Raw genomic sequence first — 17,292 nt, 5'->3', positions numbered from 1 at the left:
AATGCCGCTAAAAGGCGTTTGAAGAACAACAGAGGGCTATTTTAGGAAAATCAGTCGGGAATAGGCTTGGTCTGATGCCAGTTAAGCCTATTATATTGGAGCCAATAATTGGCCATCTCCAATATATTGGTGATTTCGTTAGTACAATATGAAAACGCCCTATGCATGACCATGCGTAGGGCGTTTGGTGCGTTTGCAAGCACTCAACATGATTTCATCAGCACATTGTGCTGCTATAATCGGCTGCTTTTTCGATACAGTAATTGGGCCGAGTCCTTCAGAATAAAGTAAGTGGATTAGCCCGAAGAAAGTCAACCCAAGGAATGCCGCTTTGCCCAATCAACACTACTTTATTGGGACGTACTTTATGCTGAAAGCTTGCCATGCCCGGAGCACTTTGCCGTCGGCCGCTCTTCACTTCCAGGCCAACTACTTGAGCGCCTTGCTGGAGAACAAAATCTACTTCGTCATTTCCTTCTCGCCAGTAAAACAACTTCAGTTTGCTTGTATGAGCGGATCGGCTTAGATGAACCCCAACTGCCGTTTCCACCCAACGACCCCACTCAACCGGATTGGCCCGGACTTGCTCAAAGTGGTAAGAGGAGAAAATGCTAAACAAAGCACTGTTCTGCACTTGCCACTTAGGAATCGACGCCCGCTGTCGGGCCTTGTCAACGGCATACTTTTCCAAACTGCTTAACAGCCCGGCCGAATCTAAGAGCTGAGCATAGTGGGACAAGGTTGTTGTATTGCCTGCATCCTGGAGCTGCCCCAGCAGTTTGGTGTAGGATAGAATCTGCCCGGAATAGCCACAACCTAACTCAAATAACTGCCGCAACAGGGCGGGTTTATCTACCCGTGTCATCATCAGGATATCTTTGGAGACCGTCGTTTCCACTAAGCTATTGAGCACATAGTCCCGCCAGCGGTCTGGTTCATGAATCAGGGGAGCAGCCCCAGGATACCCCCCAAACCAAACAAACTCATCGGGTGTCATACCAAAGGCCGCTTCCATCTCCCCTAAGCTCCAATGGGTCAGTGGCAGTAGCTCAAAGCGCCCGGCCAGGGATTCACTCAAGCCTCGCTGAAGTAACAAGCGAGCTGACCCAAGTAAGATGACTTTCAGGGGCGTTTGGTTAAAGGTGTCCTGATCCCACTGAGCCTTTACTTGTTCGGCCCAGTTCTCGATTTTTTGAATTTCGTCAATGATGAGAAGCCCTTGCTCGCCAGCGTTGGCGCGGAGTTGGAAGCGGGCGGCTTCCCATTGTTGGGCGATCCAGGCGGAGTTGGCTGCGCTAACGGCATCGGCTGAAATGTACTGAGCTGGGAAGGACAATTGTGGTATGAGTTGGCGTACCAGGGTTGTTTTACCAACCTGTCGGGGGCCACTGAGTACTTGCATAAACCGGCGTGGCTCATTAATTCGGCGCTTGAGAGTAGATAATTCGTCTCGTTCAAACATAATTTTACTCAATACATTGAGTAAAATTAGTAGGAATATTGAGTAAGTCTTCGTTAAAAGATTCAATTTTTATTCACGATCAAAGACACCATCAAAGAGATGTACTAATTTAATCACCCGTTTTGGCAGGTTGGTTGAACAATGATTCGTCCAAAACGTATTAGCTGGTTTTGGAAGATTCAAACTAACCCATTCTGAAAATAGTATACTGTGTCCACTCCTGACTGCCTGCTTGTCACCAACGCACTCGTTACTGCCAACTCTGCACGTCGGTGCCGTTGAAGACGGCGTTTTTCAAAATCTGAGTCTGTTTCATAAAAATTGGATAGACACCCACCGGTACAGGCGCACTGGCTTCAGTCAGTTTCTGTAATTGTTCGGACGTAAATTGAATCGCCAGCGACGCGATGTTGTCGGCTAACTGCTTGGTTTTAGTTGCCCCAATCAACACTGACCCCACCCCTGGTTGCGCTAGAAGCCAAGCCAAAGCAACCTGCGCGACAAGTTTGTTAATCTCCCCGGCTACAGCCCGCAGCACGTCTAAGATGTCCCAGTTGCGGTCGGTAAATTTGCTGTCGCCAAAAGGGTTCGCTCCGTTGAGCCGACCTTCGCCATCCGCTATTCTGTCGCCGTTTCCCCGCTCGTATTTACCGCTTAGAAACCCACCCGCCAGCGGACTCCACGGTACGATGCTCAGGCCACAATCGCGGGCAGCCGATACGTGTTCCTGCTCAATAGACCTTTCTACCAGCGAATACTCCATTTGCAGGGCAATAGGACCGGGTACGTGGTACACCTGCGCCAGCGTGGCCGCTTTGGTCGCATACCAGGCGGGCAAATCTGACAGCGCGAAGTAGCGAATCTTGCCTTCCCGCACCAAGTCACCCAGCGATTGCAGAAGTTCCTCAACCGGAGTTACCGAATCCCAGACGTGCATCCAGTACAAGTCAATATAGTCGGTTTTGAGTCGGCGGAGCGAGCCTTCGAGGGCACGGTAAATGTTCTTTCGTCCGTTGCCGCACAGGTTAGGATTACCCGCGTTAGCATTGGGGCCACCGGGAGCGGCACTGAACGAAAACTTGGTCGCCAGTACGATTCGGTCGCGCAGTTTGCGGTCGGTGATGCACTGCCCGATGAGTTCTTCGCTATGCCCCCCGGCATACACGTCGGCAGTGTCAATGAAATTGCCGCCCGCATCGACGTATTCGTTAAAGATGATTTAGGCCGCGTCGTCGGCGGCTCCCCAGCGTTGAGTGCCGAAAGTCATGGTACCCAGCGAGAGGGGGCTAACAATGAGGCCGGAGCGGCCTAGGGTACGGTAATCCGTGAGTTTCATAATCGTTTTGTTTGTCGCGTGTTGAGTAGATAAATTCATTTAATCCGGTGAAACGTGGTTAACCTGCCCGATTCACGGCGAGTAGGATAGCCACTGCTTGGTAGCTTATTTAACCGCCGTTTATGAAAGCCAACCGCACAATACTCACAAAATGCGTTCCTCGTGCGAGTGGAACGGTGTAGCTCGACCAGGCCAACTCTACTCAATTAATGTTGAGGGGGTCGGGCACGACCCGCCAGATAGCGACCATCCCGTCGCTTTTAGCGGCCCGTCTACTCAGGGCAGAAGTTTGCCGATGAGTCTTTACCGGTTTAGCATGATGTCCTATTCCGGATTGGGCAGCACGTACTCAACCACCGCTGTTTCGCCCAAAGCTACTTTGGCTATGTCGCCTTCCACCTTTGCCACAAGGAGAGAAGCATTGGGTGAGACGGTACCTCACCGCACCATCACCATCGTATGCACGCCCCGGGTGACAGGTACGGAGTAATTGGTCCGGACCAGTTCTGTCCGTTTTGGGTCGTTGGCATCGCCGGCAATGCGCCAGATATCAATGGAGCCGCCGGGTCGCTTTTCGTCAAAATGGTCGAACGTTGCGACGGCCAGGAATCGGCTCGTATTGTCGAAGGCGACCGATTCGGGTAAGATGCCGTCGAAGGCATAGTTGCCCACCCGTTCCAGCAAACCCGATTGCGGATTGAGTCGGATAAGGGTTACCGACGCGAAAAAGCCCTGCTTTGGACTCGTCAGCGGGTTACTGCTCTGTTCCAGGTTAGCTGTTGCCAGCCACCGACCATCGGGGCTGATCGCCAGCCCTTCCGATAGCACACCCGACACAACCCGGTCAACGATCTGATGGACAGGCCGGGTGGCCGTATCGGCCGCCAGCCGCACCGACAGCACCGAGGATGGTACGGAGTTCGTAGCCGAAATGTCTGCGCCAAAGTACATCGCATTGGTGAGGACGTACCGGCCATCAGGCGTAAAGACCGCCTTGAACGGTTGCCGGTCAACCTGTACGGGGCTGCCCCAGGCTGACAGGCTTAGCCGACCGCCCTCATCGGCCACCTGCACAAACGAAAGCGTTGCTTTGGTTGAGTTCAGTACCGCCAGCGTGTTTCGGGTTGGGTGGAACACCGCCCCATTCAACTGCTCGCCAGCTACCCAGTTGGGCAAGTTGGGCGTATATGGCTCGCTTAATTTACCCTTGGCAAACCGATACAGCGTCAGAGGTGGCTGGGCGGTATTGGTCGGTTGTGCCGCCACAACCACCAGCGATCCGTCGGCGTTGAACCCCACAGACTGGGCGTATTCCGGTCCCACAATGCGCTGCACAACGGCCGGATGGTCGGGGTCGGTAAGGTTAACGACGGTTATGACTTTGCCGGGTGGCAGGTCCGACAGTTTTAGGTCGGTATTGCCAATGGGACGTTGCCCCCGCGTTTCGATTACTACCGCATACCGGCCGTCGGGCGACACATCGAGTACCGATGGCGGACCGGTAACGGAATTGCTCACGCCCACTTCCACCGCTTTCAGCTCGCGCACGGGCCTGTCCAGTCGAATCACCGACAGCGCGTCCTGCCCTTCTACCGGCCCCAGCTTCCCATCGATGTAGGCCGAGGGAATCATGTCGGCATCGGACACCGCCACGATGTAGCGACCCTGGAACGCAAAGTTTGCCCCCGACGCCCCCGGCACCGAGCGCAGTTGGCTAAGTGCCATACCGATGTTGCCGAGCCACAGGCTGACGGACAGAAATTGACGTAAGAAGTTCATTGACAAACAACTATATTAAAGAGTATATACAGATACGTCTCGGTTACCGCATCGACAGCCGGAATTGGGCAGGGGTGAGGCCGGTTTTACGCTTAAACAGTCGGTTGAAATAATGGGGATATTCGAACCCCAACTGAAAGGCGGTTTCTTTGATTGAGAGTGGACTGGTGAGTAGCATTCGCTTGGCTTTCTCCAGCATCGCCTGCTGAATATGCTGTTGCGCCCCCTGTCCAGTGAGCGTGCGCAGCATATCGCTGAGGTAGGTCGATGACACGCCTAAACGATCGGCAAAATAGCGTACGCTGGGCATCGGTCGGGTTAGCTCATCGTCGGCAAAGTAGGCTGTCAGAACCTGTCTGAAGCGGCTATGCAAATCGTTCTCCGGAGCCCGGCGCGTTAGAAACTGCCGGTGATAGAAGCGATTGGCATAGGTGAGTAGTACGTCGAGTTGAGCCACCATGACATCTTGACTAAACGCGTCGATTGGCCGTTCGTATTCAGTGCGCATACTGGTTAGAACGGGCATTAGCATCTGCTCTTCCGAGGTCGACAGGTGTAAAGCTTCATACACGTCGTAGTAGAAAAATGTATAGTCCTTTATTTTTTTCGCGAGCGGGTACTTCGTCAGTAAATCAGGATGAAACACCAGTACCCAACCGCTAACCGCTGGGTCTATATTCGTACTAATGCGGAACACCTCTCCCGGTGCAGAGAATCCAAGTACCCCCTCGCTAAAGTCGTAGGGCTGATGACCGTAATACACACGACTGGTTAGGTTGCGTTTGAGGAAAATAGTGTACAGTTGCGGCACTAATCGCTCAGCAATGGGCGGGGTCAGGACGCGGCCGTCGTCCACCGTTGGCACCAGCTCAATAAGCGTGAGCAGCGGATGCGCGGGCTTCGGTAGCCCGAAAAAAGCGGTGTAATCGGCCACCGTGTTCAGTAACTGAACTTTGCTGGTTGGTTCGTTCATCAGTGACAAGTAGTAGCACAAAGGTCGGCTGCTATTACGGTTTCTATATAACACATAGCCCATCATTCATTACACAAATCGCGCTAATAAGCTCTCGGATTTACCGCCTGTTCCTGTTCGAGGGAATTTCCACCGATTGGCACTGGGCAAACGCCGTACTTACGGGCAATTTAGGGGGGCCATCACCCTTCTAAATTGCCCTCACCATTTGTTCACTTCGCCCCGGCATCCGGTTGCTCGGGTATGGTCGTGGTGAACCGGACAGGGGAGCGTTCGCGTCTTGCTGGTCCTGACCAAGTGTGGGTGTCGCATATCACCTACATTGCTTAGCAAGCGGAAGTGGTGGAACCGGGTGTATTTTTTAGTCTGGAAGATACTCGTCTGGAGGTTGGTAAGTATACCGCAACTAGTACAACCCCAGGTGCAAAAGCACTCAGGCATTGGTTTTTTCAGCCCTGTTCAATTTGAGATTTAACCCATGTCTTAAAACAAAGAGAAAGACTGTCTGCTAAAACCAGGCTAACCCACCTTTCAGATAAATCAAGACTATTTCGCGGACAATTCTCTTTTGGCTAAACCTAAAGTCGTTTAGGCTAAATCTGTTTTTTGACGCCGGTGCAACTTTGTATCAACAAAAAACAGATAAAATGAAAAACGAAGTCAACAAATGGACAACCGCTAATATTCCTCAGAAGAGCAATGGCTTAGCGGTAATTACAGGCAGTACCGAGGGTATTGGCTTTGAAGACGCACTGGCCTTATCGTCTTCAGGATGGGAAGTGATCATTATGGGTCGTACCCCTCAGAAAGGGGCTGAAGCCATTGCCCGAATTCATCAAGTGAACCCAAGGGCAAAGGTGAGCTTTGAAAAAATAGATCTTGCCAATCTGACTTCCATCAAAGACTTTGCGTCGAGAATGACGGCCAAAGGGCGGGCGATTGACCTTCTGATTAATAATGCCGGGGTAATGACACCGCCTAAGCGACTGGAAACGGCTGATGGCTTCGAGTTGCAGTTTGGCACCAACCACCTTGGCCACTTCGCACTGACCGCCCAGCTTCTTCCCCTGCTACGTAAGGCAGCAAATCCTCGGGTTGTTACCGTTTCCAGCGTCGCCAATCGGGAAGGAGCCATCAATTTTGATGACCTTCAGTCAACAGCTTCTTATGTGCCGATGAAAGCATACGGGCAGGCAAAACTGGCGAACCTGATGTTTGCGCTGGAACTTCAGCGACAAAGTGATAAGCACGGTTGGGGTATAACAAGCATAGCGGCTCATCCGGGCGTATCGCGAACCAATCTGCTCATTACAGGGGCCGGCCAATGGAGTGTTATGGGCATGGTGCGAACTTTCCTTCCGTTTTTATTCCAGCCAGCGGCACAAGGCGCATTACCGACCTTATACGCAGCGACTTCTCCTGAGGCAAAAGGTGGGCTCTATTACGGACCAAGTAAGATGGGGGAAACCCGCGGAACGCCCGCCACAGCCCAAATCCCCACCCAAGCTGCGGATTTGAACACGTCCTTGAAGTTGTGGGAAGTATCGAAAGCCTTATCCAGGGTTGGCATCTAACACCTGGTGCTACGCACGACGTTGCTTAATTCGGCAATAAAGGCGTTTGAGACGCAACAGAAACGGGCTGGCCGAGCACGGAAGCCAATCGGTCGGTAGCACCACCGTTGACGTTTAGTAATGACAAGTCTGAAAATCTTAACTAAGAAAAAAATGAAAACCATCCTTTTTGCGGCAACAATGCTGTTTGTATCCGTTGCCACTGTAGCCCAGCAGTTATCCGCCGATAAAATCATCGGTGTTTGGGAAGATGTAGATTCTGATTTGGCGCTGAAATTTGAATTTTACAAAGCAGGCGACAAATATTTTGGCAAACTCCTGTATGCCTCCGATATGTTCGAGGCAGACGGAAAAACACCCAAAAAAGATTTCAAAAATCCAGATAAAGCCCTGCAGAACAGGTCGCGCTATGGCATAACGAACATTACCAACCTCACTTTCGACAAGGGCGAATACCTAAACGGTACGCTGTACAACCCCGACGAAGGGAGAAATTACAGCGTGAAAGTCAAACTGAGGAATCTAAACGAAATGGACTATCGTGCTTACATGGGTATCGCTTTGTTAGGCCGATCAATGACGTTTAAACGAGTTCAATGACTAACCAGAAGCTATGTCTGCTTTTTGTGTAGGACGCTTTTGCCAGTACATTCTACACAAAAAGCAGACACAATAATAACACGAAATCAATATGAGAAACGTACTAGCGTTACCGATGATTGCAACGTTGCTTTCGGCTTGTAATCCCAACAAAACCGTCTTTATAAGCAACAAAACGGGTAGTACCATCACCCTTAGAATAGACGAAGACTATAAAGGCAGTGAGGTTGCCTTCACCGATTCACTAAACGGTCTGGTCGTAAAGGACAAGAAAGTGTTCGACTTTGGTAAGGGCAGATGGACGAAAGACGACAAGGCTCATCTTGAAGAGTTGCTTCGCCATACTAAAATCGTCCGGGAGGGCAATGCTGCCAAGGCCGAAGTTTCTAAGAGCATCAACGTATCGCTCATCCGGTTTGACGTAGAAGAACTTTGGGTGCGAATCAACTAAACAAAAAATAAGTTTAGATCAAATTTTGTCTGATGAAAAAGACCAGCCCAACACGAATAAAAACCATCACGGAAGCACACCGAATTTTTGGCTTGCCGAAACCCGAACACCCGCTTATCAGCGTGTTCGATTACGCTTCACTCCAATTGCCCAGCACGCAAGTGGCCGAATTCAGCTTACTGTTCGACTTTTATTACATATCGCTAAAAAAAGGATTCAGCAACAAACTGTATTATGGACAACAAACGTACGATTTCGACGAGGGAGTGCTATATTTTGTTGCGCCTAATCAAATTCTGAGAGGTGCAGGGGCCAGTGCAGACGATGACCTCTCAGGCTGGATTATATGTATCCATCCCGACTTTTTGTGGGGAACATCTTTGGCAAATAAAATCAAGAAATACGACTACTTCGACTACACGGTAAACGAAGCATTGTTTCTTTCGGACAAAGAAAAAACAATCCTCAACGGGATCGTCGAAAAGATCAAAGACGAATATCATGCTAACATTGACAAGTTTAGCCAGGATATCATCATTTCGCATGTAGAAACCTTATTGAATTACTCGGAACGCTTTTATCAACGGCAATTCATCACTCGAAAAATCACGAATCATCAACTACTTGACCGATTCGAAAAACTGCTTGCCGATTATTTTAGCCATGATGATTTAGCGACAAGAGGATTACCGACCGTTCAATATATTTCCGACAATTTAAATCTGTCACCTACTTATCTGCGGAGTTTGCTTAAAACGCTAACTGGACAAACTACCCAGCAACACATCCATGACAAACTGATCGAAAAAGCCAAAGAAAAACTATCAACCACGCGCTTATCGGTTAGTGAAATTGCTTACGAGCTGGGTTTTGAGCATTTGCCCTCGTTCAGCAAACTGTTCAAAGCCAAAACGAACCAGAGTCCGCTGGAGTTCAGGGCTTCATTTAACTGATTCGTTCCGATTGACTGATCGCTACACCCCACCTAACTCAAGTGATGGCCGATTGTGTAGCTCCCACATTATCCCTTGCAGTTTTCGATCGAGGTTTCTTTAGCCTGTTGCTAAAAGAAGCCGCATTAGGCTAATCACACCACTTACTGCCCGCTAGGCCGACGACGGTGTTATTGCAACCAACAATAACACGACCGACTACCTTTGATTTCTACAATACCGTTTATGAAATCAACTCCGCTTGACGAGCTTTATACGGCCCTTACCCCCGCCAGCGATGCAGCCGATACCTTGCAGCCGTCGGGCATCTAAACGGAGGTTGGGCACTTCAACGTGTTCAAGGTGTCAGACCTCATGCGCGGTTACCACAGTAAGCCACCGATGGCCTTCGACCGGCGAGCGTTCTATAAAATTAGTCTGAATCGCGGGCATAGCCGGATCGAGTATGCCGACAAAGTCGTTGACGTTGGCCAGCAGGCTCTGTGGTTTGCCAACTCGCAGGTTCCCTACCGATGGCTTCCCCATGATGAAGCCCAAACCGGCTATTTTTGCATCTTCACGGAGAATTTCTTGCTTCCTGCCCAGGTGAGAACAAGCCTGGACGAGTTGCCTATTTTTCGGCCGGGTAGTTCACCGGTGCTGATGGTCGATGACGACGATTTTGCCTGTCTAAAGGCCATTTTCGAGAAGATGTCGAACGAAATTTCATCCAGCTACACCTACAAATACGATTTGCTGCGAGCCTATTTGCTGGAGCTAATTCATATGGGGCAAAAACGCCAGCCCTCCCCTGTATCGGCTTCACCCCACACCGCATCAGCCCGGGTAACGGCCCTGTTCACTGACCTGTTGGAACGACAATTCCCCCTGGCAACCCCGCAACAGCAACTACGCCTACGTACGGCCAAGGACTACGCTGACCAACTGGCCTTGCATGTTAATCACCTCAACCGGGTGCTGCGCGAAACAACCGGCTATACAACCACTAAACTGATTGGCGATCGGGTGACGCAAGAAGCTAAAATGCTGCTCAAGCAAACCGACTGGGCGGTCTCTGAAATCTCGGACAGCCTTGGTTTTGCCGACGTGGCTCACTTCTGTAATTTCTTTAAACGGCAAACAGGCCAGGTACCCAGTGCTCTGCGGGCATAGAACAATTGGTTGATTTATTCAGTAAACCGTTTGACTCGCGCAAACAGGCACCGGCTGAGAAGCAGACCTTTGCCGTGTCGTTAGCAATCACATTCTGCTAGCAACATTAACCATGCGAATCTTTGTCACCGGGGCTACGGGATACATTGGCTCGGCCCTTGTTAAAGAATTAATCGGAGCGGGCTACCAAGTGGTTGGTCTTGCACGCTCGGAAGAATCGGCCCACAAACTGGTTGCGGCTGGCATTGAGCCGCACCTGGGTGCGCTTAACGACTACGACAGTCTACGTCGGGGTGCTGCCGCTTCGGATGGGGTCATCCACTTGGCGTACAATCACGACTTTTCAGCGTATGCCACCGCCGGGGAAACGGACCGACGGGCAGTCGAAGCCCTCGGCACCGCGCTCATCGGCTCAAATCGGCCCTTCGTGATTACGTCGGGCATCACCGTGCTGACGCCTGGTCGTGTCACTCACGAAGGCGATGCGTTTGATCAAAATGCAGCGTCGGCCCCTCGTATTCCCTCGGAAGAAGTTATGGAAAGGCTGGCTTCCCAAGGTGTGCGGACATCGGTCGTGCGTCTGTCGCCATCCGTGCACGGCGAAGGAGACTACGCCTTTGTGCCAACGCTGATTGGTATTGCCCGCCAAAAAGGCGTATCAGCCTACGTGGGTGAGGGAACGAACCGTTGGCCTGCTATCCACCGGCTCGATGCCGTTCAGCTTTTTCGGCTGGCGTTGGAAAAGGGAACCGCGGGAGCCAAATTTCACGGGGTTGCGGATGAGGGCGTACCGGTCCGCGATATCGCCGAAGTGATTGGACGGCATCTACATCTACCCGTCGTTAGTAAGCCCGTCGAGGAGGCTGCTGACCATTTCGGCTGGATTAGTACCTTTCAAAGCGTCGACTGCCCGGCTTCCAGTGCATTGACACAAGAGCAACTGGACCCCAAGCCACCCTTCGCTCTTGGCCGACCTGGAGCAGGGGCATTATTTTGACGGGAAGAAAAGTGGACAATTGCGCGGCTGACGGTGCGAAGGGTCAGGTTGTCGGTGGTGGTACCGGTCTCCGCACCGCACAACCTGGCTTGGCTTGAACAAGTCCCATTCTGATTCCAATAAAACGTTCCAACAAAGCCGTTGCCCCAACGCAACATTGAACTAGTGAACAACGGCTAATTCATCTGGCCATAAGCAGTAAACAATTAGTTGATGTAGCGTTGGCGCAAGCGTTGGCAGACATACCCGCTGTCCATTCAAGTGACGAGTCATTTCCAGATTACGGGTACAATTACCAATCAGGGCAGGCTATCAATCGGAGCGCCGATGCGATAGCCTGCCCTAAGTCAGTTGCCACGGTGTACATCAACAAGCGCGCAGACAGCATCTTCAACATAACGGTTCATAAATGAGGCTGATTCAATGTCGGCCTAGCTTCCGTAACTATCCATGTTTAGCAAGCTCCTTTCGAATACGACTCAACGATTGAGGAGTAATTTTCAGATAGGATGCAATGTATTGTTGGGGCACTTGTTGCGCCAATGTCGGATAGCGACTAACAAACTCAAGGTACTTTGTTTTCGCCGTACCGAAATTCAGAAAATCATTGTCTTTAATTTTATTCAGTAAGGTGGCTTCGACGATGCTCTTAAAAAAAATAAATAAGTTAGGAACCTTCAAAAAATAGCTTTCAAAAACCGCAAGCTTAACGGTGTACACCTCGCTCTGAACAACCGTTTCGATAGCATCCGTCGCTGCCTGCCGGGAATAATAACTTTCCAGATTGGCAAAAAACTGATGCTCCCGGACAAAATATTTAGTCACCTCCGTCCCATCCGCATCCAGGCTATAAATACGCAAAACACCAGTATCAACGAAGATAATCTCGGTAGCTACTTTATCCAGATCCTGTAGGGATTCACCCGCTTTAAGTGTGCGATACGTAAAATGCGCGGTCAACGTATCAATATCGTCTTTTGCCAGGATACCACCGAAAGACAAGGCCGCTTTTAGCTTCTGCATTTACTTAACTAATTTATTGGCTACTATACTTTCCGCGCAAGCCAGTACCGCTTCTTCGGCTGGTATAGGTTGCCAGCCCAATTCTTTACGGGCTTTACTTGCGTCTATTTTCCGCTCTACGACTTCCAGAAGCGTTGGTTTGAGTACCGGCTGAACGTAGGAAAGCATCTTGGTGATAACGTTGGGAAGTTGAGCGGTTGGAATTTTCCGTTCCGGGTAGTGCCGCTTTAGTAACTGAGCAATTTCCTTTAGTGTCAAATGCTGCGCGGTGGCAATGTACCGATTTCCGGCTGCTTGTGGCGCTTCCATCGCTCTAATCAGCAGGTCAGCCACCGACCGAACATCCACAATGTCAAACTCAATCTTGGGTAAGGCCGGAAAACTACCGTTCATAAGCATGATGATCATGTTGGCGGAGGTGCCAAAATCCTGGTCAATAACGGGCCCTAACATCACCCCCGGATTGACGGTTGTCAACTCCAGGTCATGATCAGTACGGTTTTCCTGGATAAAATCCCAAGCCGCCTTTTCGGCTATCGTCTTGCTTTTGTAGTAGGGAGTAATGTCCTCGTTTCTGGTTACATCGCTCCAATCGCTTTCCGTAAATACCTTTCTGAGTTCTTTCGGTGTTTTTCCGTAGGCGATGGCGGCTAATGAGGAAGTTATCACCACGCGCTTCACGTTATTTTTTAGCGCAGCTTTCATAATGGTTAGCGTTCCGTTTTTGGCCGGAATAATTAACTCATCCTCATGTTTGGGTGATTCTCGCGGAAAAGGCGAGGCCACATGTTGAACGTAGTCGACCTGGCTGGTGAGTTCGTACCAACGATCTTCATCGCTTAAGTCAGCCTCGGCAAACGTAAGGTTTTCAATGTGATCCGTATGTTTTGCAATGACGTCCCTGATCTCATTGATTCTTTTTTTGCTTCGTAGTGTTCCGATCACTTTGTAGCCTTTGTTCAAGAGCTGAATGGCGGTGTGTGAACCTAAAAAGCCCGTTACACCGGTTAGTAGTACTCGCTTGCTGTCCATGACATGATGCCTGTTTGTTTGGTCAAAGGTCTTCAAGCTCAGACGGTCCACTATTAACATTTGGTAAAAAAACGGCAACCGTGTGCTACGGACGAAAGTTGACAGACGTTAAGAACACTTAAAGGTCTGTACTGGTGAAACGTAGTGATTTCGGCAGCACATAACCGTCTTCGCCTACTCCTTCAAGACGAGGGCAAACTTTTTACAAACCTGACGCGTTAAACTCACGTAAATTGTCAGTAATATTGCTGACAAAATGTTAACCGTAGGATGGACACAAAGTCAGACCGTAAGATTCCACCTGCATCGTCGGTGCTGTTGGCGGCTAATCCCATAGTACGAGTGTTGCCTGAACGTACCGCTCCTTTCGAGCTGATTGCCCAGTCCCGATCCGGGATGGCTCATGGGGAAGTGCGAGCCCTGGCCACCTTGCTGGAGTTGACCATCCGCGAGTTGGCTACGCTGCTCTCGATGAACGAGCGGACGATGGCCCGTCGATTAGTCAGTGGTTCTTTGAACAAGGTTGAGTCCGAACGGCTTTTGCTGCTGAAAGCCTTGGCGACTCATGGCCTCCGGGTGTTTGAAGACCAGGGTAAGTTCAACCGCTGGCTGCGCCGACCGTTGGAGATTTTAGAAGGACAATCCCCTTTACAACTTCTGGATACGGCGACGGGCTTCCAGGTGGTGGACCAGATCTTGGGTCGCATTGAGTATGGCGTCTATAGTTGAGGTATGCCCTTAGTTTACCGGATTCAAAAAAAGCAGTTTGTCGATTCGGTGTTGACTGGCGAGGGCGCTCGGCTTAACGGCGGGCGCTGGAACCCACCCGGTACCCCGCTACTCTATACCTCCACAACGCCCGAACTGGCGTTACTGGAAACGCTGGTTCACCTGGACGGCACGCCTATCCGGGACCTGCCTCCTTTTGTACGTATCAGCATTGAGGTGCCCGACGCCATTGAAGAACTATTGATAGCCGAGCTACCCACCGGTTGGAATGCCTTGAAGTATCCGGAGACCCTACCCTTTCACCTACTCCCCAAGCTCAGCTCCGGCTACCCGGCCTTAGGCTTTTCCCTACCCTCGGTGGTAGTAAAGGACTCGCCCTCGCGCAACGTTCTGATTAATCCGTTGCATCCGTTGATGAGCCAAGTGAAAATTGTTGACGTGCTTGCCCATGCATTTGATGAACGATTGCACAAGTAAGGCATCCAGGTATTAACTAAACCATGGACCACAGGGCTAAAGCCAGCAATCAAACAGCCATAGCGGCTAAAATCCCTGCCTGATTGTTGATGTGTCTGTAGGGGTTGGTTTTCAAATCATCAGCGTTCGCGACGTCAGCGATTCGCTGGTACCGGGGGCGTGCGTTCCGCGGTATTTCTGCCGGATCGCGTTCAGTCTTTTGCGAGAACGCTGCATAAACCGGGCGTTGCAGTGGGATTGAAACCTGGCTGGATGATTTATTCCGAAAAAAGCCTGCTAAGAAGTAAACCGCACGAATCGTTAAAACCGCCCTCTCAAGGCAATCATAAAGTTCTGGCCCGGTGCCACAAGGCCCGAACTGTAGGGCCGATACCGCTGGTCAGTCAGGTTTTCAATTCCGCCGTTGATGGATAAATAAGGAGTTACCAGATACTGAACTTTCAGGTTGAGCGTGTACCAACTGGGCGAGTAGGGCTTTCCATTTGCATCGATCGCGTACATATAATCTTTACCCTGTTCTTCCTGCGCCAATTGGCTGTTTGTAACCGGACTGTTGTAAATGCCATAAACCTCTACCCGAAACTTATTAGCCGTATAGTTGAGCCGAGTCAGGCCAAAGAAGGGAGCTGCGTGGCGGAGCGGACTGGTGGTACCGTCATCAACAACTTCTTCGCCTTTCTGGTAGGTGAACTGCGACGACAGACCAAAACCAGCTGGTAAGGTCAAATTAATGCCCGCCTGTAGGCCGTACACCCGGGCATTCGCTGCGTTTTGAATGGCCTGAACCTGGCTTAGTTCGCCATTATATAAAATGCTGTCGCGGCCATTCAGGGTAAAATTCCGCCGAACGAGCGCGTTGTCCAGTAGGGTGTAGTACCCCGTCAGGTCCACTTTCAGCGTATTGCCAATCACTTTGGCAATGCCTACCTCGGCATTATAAGCATATTCGGCCTTCAAAGCCGGGTTGGGAACAATCACGGAACCGGGTGTTGACTCGAATACCTTACCGATATCATCGACGTTGGGTGACCGGAAACCCGTGGCCAGATTGACGCTGAAGGCCCAGGATTCAGATGGACTATAAACCCCTCCCAGACTGCCCGTCAAGGCACCGTTGTGTAAGCGGGCGGTAGTGAACGGGAACGGGTAAAAGGTGGTTTCAAACTGCGAATTCAGTGCAAACTGATTATAGCGGGCACCCGCCTGGACCGTTAGCTGATCGCTCGCTTTGAGTTGATAGGTTGAATAGACGGCATACGATGCCCAGTTCGATTGGGGGTAGCGTGGAGGACCGGGTTGAGCGACGTTCGTGCTGATATTCAATGTAGTCGCCGTTGAAACAACGTCGTTGTAGATGGCTTCCAGACCATAAAACACGCGCTGCCTGTCGGTCATTCGTTTGTCGAAGTCAACCGAAGCTGATAACGCCTGTACATTCTCTTCCGTCGTTCGCCGTTCGGGGGTTTTCAGATCGCGGTCGATGCGGCTCTCGGCGAAAAACTGATGGGCCAGTCGCACCGTCATCTGGTCGTAAAGGCCTCCCGACATCGTATGGTTTATTGCGAACTTGTTCATCACCCACGTTTGAGGGCCATAGTTCCATTCGGCCGAACGTGGAAGTCCCCGCCGGTAGCGCAGCAATCGGTCATAACGGGCGTAATCGGAGGTGTTCGAGTAGTGAAATCCATAGTCGAAATTCCAGCGCTCGTTCGGCTTGAACCGAATTTTTTGCATCAGATTGATCTGTGAATACCCGCTGGGCCGCTGCACCCTCGGATCGGCGTTGGGAATGACGCGGTCTTCGTTGTTAATCCGTTCGACGTATTCCGGTCGCAGGTATTCACTCGGTCCGTGCGCACCCATCCGCAGATCGCCGAAGTAATTATGCGACACGCTACTGGTGAGTGCCCATTTCTGCCAGCCAACATTAACGTCGGCATGGCCGGTTAGTTCACTGTTGGCCGATGAATATCGCCCGGCTGCACCTCCCGAAATGAATGGCTTGGTTCCCGTGGCTAATTTGGGGGTGAGCGTGAAGAAACTCATCACTCCGGCAATGGCATCACTGCCGTACATTACCGATCCTGGCCCGAACAGAACCTCCGTATTCGCGATGGCAAATGGATCTAACGAAAGTACATTCTGTACGTTACCACTCCGGAAAATAGCGGTGTTCATCCGTACGCCATCCACCATAAGCAGCAGGCGATTGGTAGCGAAGCCCCGAATCATGGGACTGCCTCCGCCCTGCTGACTTTTCTGGATAAACACATCACCCGAAATACCGAGCAGGTCTGCTGCCGTCTGCGGATTCTGAAACTGGACATCTTTGGCCGAAATCGTCGTGATTTTATTCGGAACGTCCCGACTCAACTGGTTCCAGCGATTCGCCGTCACTACAACCTGATCTAATGAAATCGTTGTCGGGCGAATGGATACGGAAAAACCACCCTGGAGCAATGCGTCATAACTCACCGTTTGTCGCCCGTAACCAATCCTTTGAATCTGAATGGCTTCAGCCCCTTTAAAAGCCGTGATATCGGCCTTTCCGCTGGCATTCGTCACGACGGATGCCCTGGGGACTTCGCTCGAAATCTGCACGCCCTCGAGCGGCTGGTTATCTTCCCGGCTCTTAATCGTCAACACCTGCGCGTGTGCGATGGAACAAACGGGTATAAAAAAGAGAAGGAATATACGTTTCTTCATGAAATATACTTCAAAAGGCAAATTAAATGTTGTCTCAGCAGCAATGAA

At 50.9% G+C, this 17,292-nt stretch carries 16 protein-coding genes; 9 read left to right on the top strand and 7 right to left on the bottom strand.

What is annotated here, in order from left to right; all coding sequences use genetic code 11:
* Positions 1-277 precede the first annotated feature (277 nt).
* On the bottom strand, positions 278-1,528 hold the full coding sequence (locus DYU11_RS27135; RefSeq protein ID WP_310589510.1) for an ATP-binding protein: 1,251 nt from the start codon (positions 1,526-1,528) through the stop codon (positions 278-280).
* A 184-nt stretch (positions 1,529-1,712) separates the two neighbouring features.
* Positions 1,713-2,627: an aldo/keto reductase gene (locus DYU11_RS27130; protein ID WP_229366076.1), complete on the bottom strand. Its 915-nt coding sequence runs from the start codon at positions 2,625-2,627 to the stop codon at positions 1,713-1,715.
* Between DYU11_RS27130 and DYU11_RS33525 the strand changes: the two genes are divergently transcribed.
* Entirely contained in the window at positions 2,610-2,774 is a 165-nt protein-coding gene (locus DYU11_RS33525; protein ID WP_199736806.1) for a hypothetical protein, read from the top strand. The two genes, DYU11_RS27130 and DYU11_RS33525, sit on opposite strands and share 18 nt — an antisense overlap.
* Positions 2,775-3,236: 462 nt before the next feature.
* On the opposite strand, the gene DYU11_RS27125 is transcribed toward DYU11_RS33525, so the two are convergent.
* Entirely contained in the window at positions 3,237-4,577 is a 1,341-nt protein-coding gene (locus DYU11_RS27125; protein ID WP_119670883.1) for a lactonase family protein, read from the bottom strand.
* A gap of 43 nt (positions 4,578-4,620) precedes the next feature.
* Positions 4,621-5,550 carry a helix-turn-helix domain-containing protein gene (locus DYU11_RS27120; RefSeq protein WP_158600375.1) on the bottom strand — a complete coding sequence of 310 codons (930 nt, stop codon included), beginning with the start codon at positions 5,548-5,550 and terminating at the stop codon, positions 4,621-4,623.
* Between the two features lie 647 nt (positions 5,551-6,197).
* Here DYU11_RS27120 and DYU11_RS27115 point away from each other — a divergent pair.
* From DYU11_RS27115 to DYU11_RS27090, 6 genes are all read left to right on the top strand, one after another.
* A complete protein-coding gene (locus DYU11_RS27115) occupies positions 6,198-7,124 on the top strand; it encodes an SDR family oxidoreductase (protein ID WP_119670881.1) in 927 nt (308 codons plus the stop codon).
* Positions 7,125-7,277: 153 nt separating this feature from the next.
* On the top strand, positions 7,278-7,724 hold the full coding sequence (locus DYU11_RS27110; protein WP_158600374.1) for a DUF2147 domain-containing protein: 447 nt from the start codon (positions 7,278-7,280) through the stop codon (positions 7,722-7,724).
* A 91-nt stretch (positions 7,725-7,815) separates the two neighbouring features.
* A complete protein-coding gene (locus DYU11_RS27105; protein WP_229366075.1) occupies positions 7,816-8,175 on the top strand; it encodes a hypothetical protein in 360 nt (119 codons plus the stop codon).
* Positions 8,176-8,207: 32 nt separating this feature from the next.
* Positions 8,208-9,128 carry a helix-turn-helix domain-containing protein gene (locus tag DYU11_RS27100; protein ID WP_119670879.1) on the top strand — a complete coding sequence of 307 codons (921 nt, stop codon included), beginning with the start codon at positions 8,208-8,210 and terminating at the stop codon, positions 9,126-9,128.
* Positions 9,129-9,482: 354 nt separating this feature from the next.
* Entirely contained in the window at positions 9,483-10,280 is a 798-nt protein-coding gene (locus tag DYU11_RS27095) for a helix-turn-helix domain-containing protein (protein ID WP_229366073.1), read from the top strand.
* A 112-nt stretch (positions 10,281-10,392) separates the two neighbouring features.
* A complete protein-coding gene (locus DYU11_RS27090; RefSeq protein WP_229366071.1) occupies positions 10,393-11,277 on the top strand; it encodes an SDR family oxidoreductase in 885 nt (294 codons plus the stop codon).
* 444 nt (positions 11,278-11,721) lie between these two features.
* Here the strand turns inward: DYU11_RS27090 and DYU11_RS27085 are convergent, their stop codons facing one another.
* The gene (locus DYU11_RS27085) at positions 11,722-12,300 is read right to left on the bottom strand and encodes a Crp/Fnr family transcriptional regulator (RefSeq protein WP_119670878.1); all 579 of its coding nucleotides are present in this window, start codon (positions 12,298-12,300) and stop codon (positions 11,722-11,724) included.
* A complete protein-coding gene (locus DYU11_RS27080; protein WP_119671027.1) occupies positions 12,301-13,332 on the bottom strand; it encodes an SDR family oxidoreductase in 1,032 nt (343 codons plus the stop codon).
* A gap of 270 nt (positions 13,333-13,602) precedes the next feature.
* Here DYU11_RS27080 and DYU11_RS27075 point away from each other — a divergent pair, with 270 nt between their 5' ends.
* Together DYU11_RS27075 and DYU11_RS27070 are read left to right on the top strand one after the other, a co-directional pair.
* On the top strand, positions 13,603-14,061 hold the full coding sequence (locus DYU11_RS27075) for an Xre family toxin-antitoxin system antitoxin (protein WP_119670877.1): 459 nt from the start codon (positions 13,603-13,605) through the stop codon (positions 14,059-14,061).
* A gap of 3 nt (positions 14,062-14,064) precedes the next feature.
* Positions 14,065-14,538, top strand: coding sequence for an RES family NAD+ phosphorylase (locus tag DYU11_RS27070; RefSeq protein WP_119670876.1), 474 nt, complete (start codon positions 14,065-14,067; stop codon positions 14,536-14,538).
* 300 nt (positions 14,539-14,838) lie between these two features.
* On the opposite strand, the gene DYU11_RS27065 is transcribed toward DYU11_RS27070, so the two are convergent.
* Positions 14,839-17,244, bottom strand: coding sequence for a TonB-dependent receptor (locus tag DYU11_RS27065; protein WP_119670875.1), 2,406 nt, complete (start codon positions 17,242-17,244; stop codon positions 14,839-14,841).
* Positions 17,245-17,292 lie beyond the last annotated feature (48 nt).

This window comes from Fibrisoma montanum, from assembly GCF_003583365.1.
Lineage (GTDB): Bacteria > Bacteroidota > Bacteroidia > Cytophagales > Spirosomataceae > Fibrisoma > Fibrisoma montanum.
Note: the sequence above shows the minus strand (reverse complement) of the source record. Positions and strands in the feature narration are given on the sequence as shown.

Bases quoted from the DNA above. Each gene is read 5' to 3' on its own strand.
- DYU11_RS33525 (WP_199736806.1), top strand. From the start codon at position 2,610: ATGCCCCCCGGCATACACGTCGGCAGTGTCAATGAAATTGCCGCCCGC.
- DYU11_RS27125 (WP_119670883.1), bottom strand. From the start codon at position 4,577: ATGAACTTCTTACGTCAATTTCTGTCCGTCAGCCTGTGGCTCGGCAAC.
- DYU11_RS27120 (WP_158600375.1), bottom strand. From the start codon at position 5,550: ATGAACGAACCAACCAGCAAAGTTCAGTTACTGAACACGGTGGCCGAT.
- DYU11_RS27115 (WP_119670881.1), top strand. From the start codon at position 6,198: ATGAAAAACGAAGTCAACAAATGGACAACCGCTAATATTCCTCAGAAG.
- DYU11_RS27110 (WP_158600374.1), top strand. From the start codon at position 7,278: ATGAAAACCATCCTTTTTGCGGCAACAATGCTGTTTGTATCCGTTGCC.
- DYU11_RS27105 (WP_229366075.1), top strand. From the start codon at position 7,816: ATGAGAAACGTACTAGCGTTACCGATGATTGCAACGTTGCTTTCGGCT.
- DYU11_RS27100 (WP_119670879.1), top strand. From the start codon at position 8,208: ATGAAAAAGACCAGCCCAACACGAATAAAAACCATCACGGAAGCACAC.
- DYU11_RS27095 (WP_229366073.1), top strand. From the start codon at position 9,483: ATGCGCGGTTACCACAGTAAGCCACCGATGGCCTTCGACCGGCGAGCG.
- DYU11_RS27090 (WP_229366071.1), top strand. From the start codon at position 10,393: ATGCGAATCTTTGTCACCGGGGCTACGGGATACATTGGCTCGGCCCTT.
- DYU11_RS27085 (WP_119670878.1), bottom strand. From the start codon at position 12,300: ATGCAGAAGCTAAAAGCGGCCTTGTCTTTCGGTGGTATCCTGGCAAAA.
- DYU11_RS27080 (WP_119671027.1), bottom strand. From the start codon at position 13,332: ATGGACAGCAAGCGAGTACTACTAACCGGTGTAACGGGCTTTTTAGGT.
- DYU11_RS27075 (WP_119670877.1), top strand. From the start codon at position 13,603: ATGGACACAAAGTCAGACCGTAAGATTCCACCTGCATCGTCGGTGCTG.
- DYU11_RS27070 (WP_119670876.1), top strand. From the start codon at position 14,065: ATGCCCTTAGTTTACCGGATTCAAAAAAAGCAGTTTGTCGATTCGGTG.
- DYU11_RS27065 (WP_119670875.1), bottom strand. From the start codon at position 17,244: ATGAAGAAACGTATATTCCTTCTCTTTTTTATACCCGTTTGTTCCATC.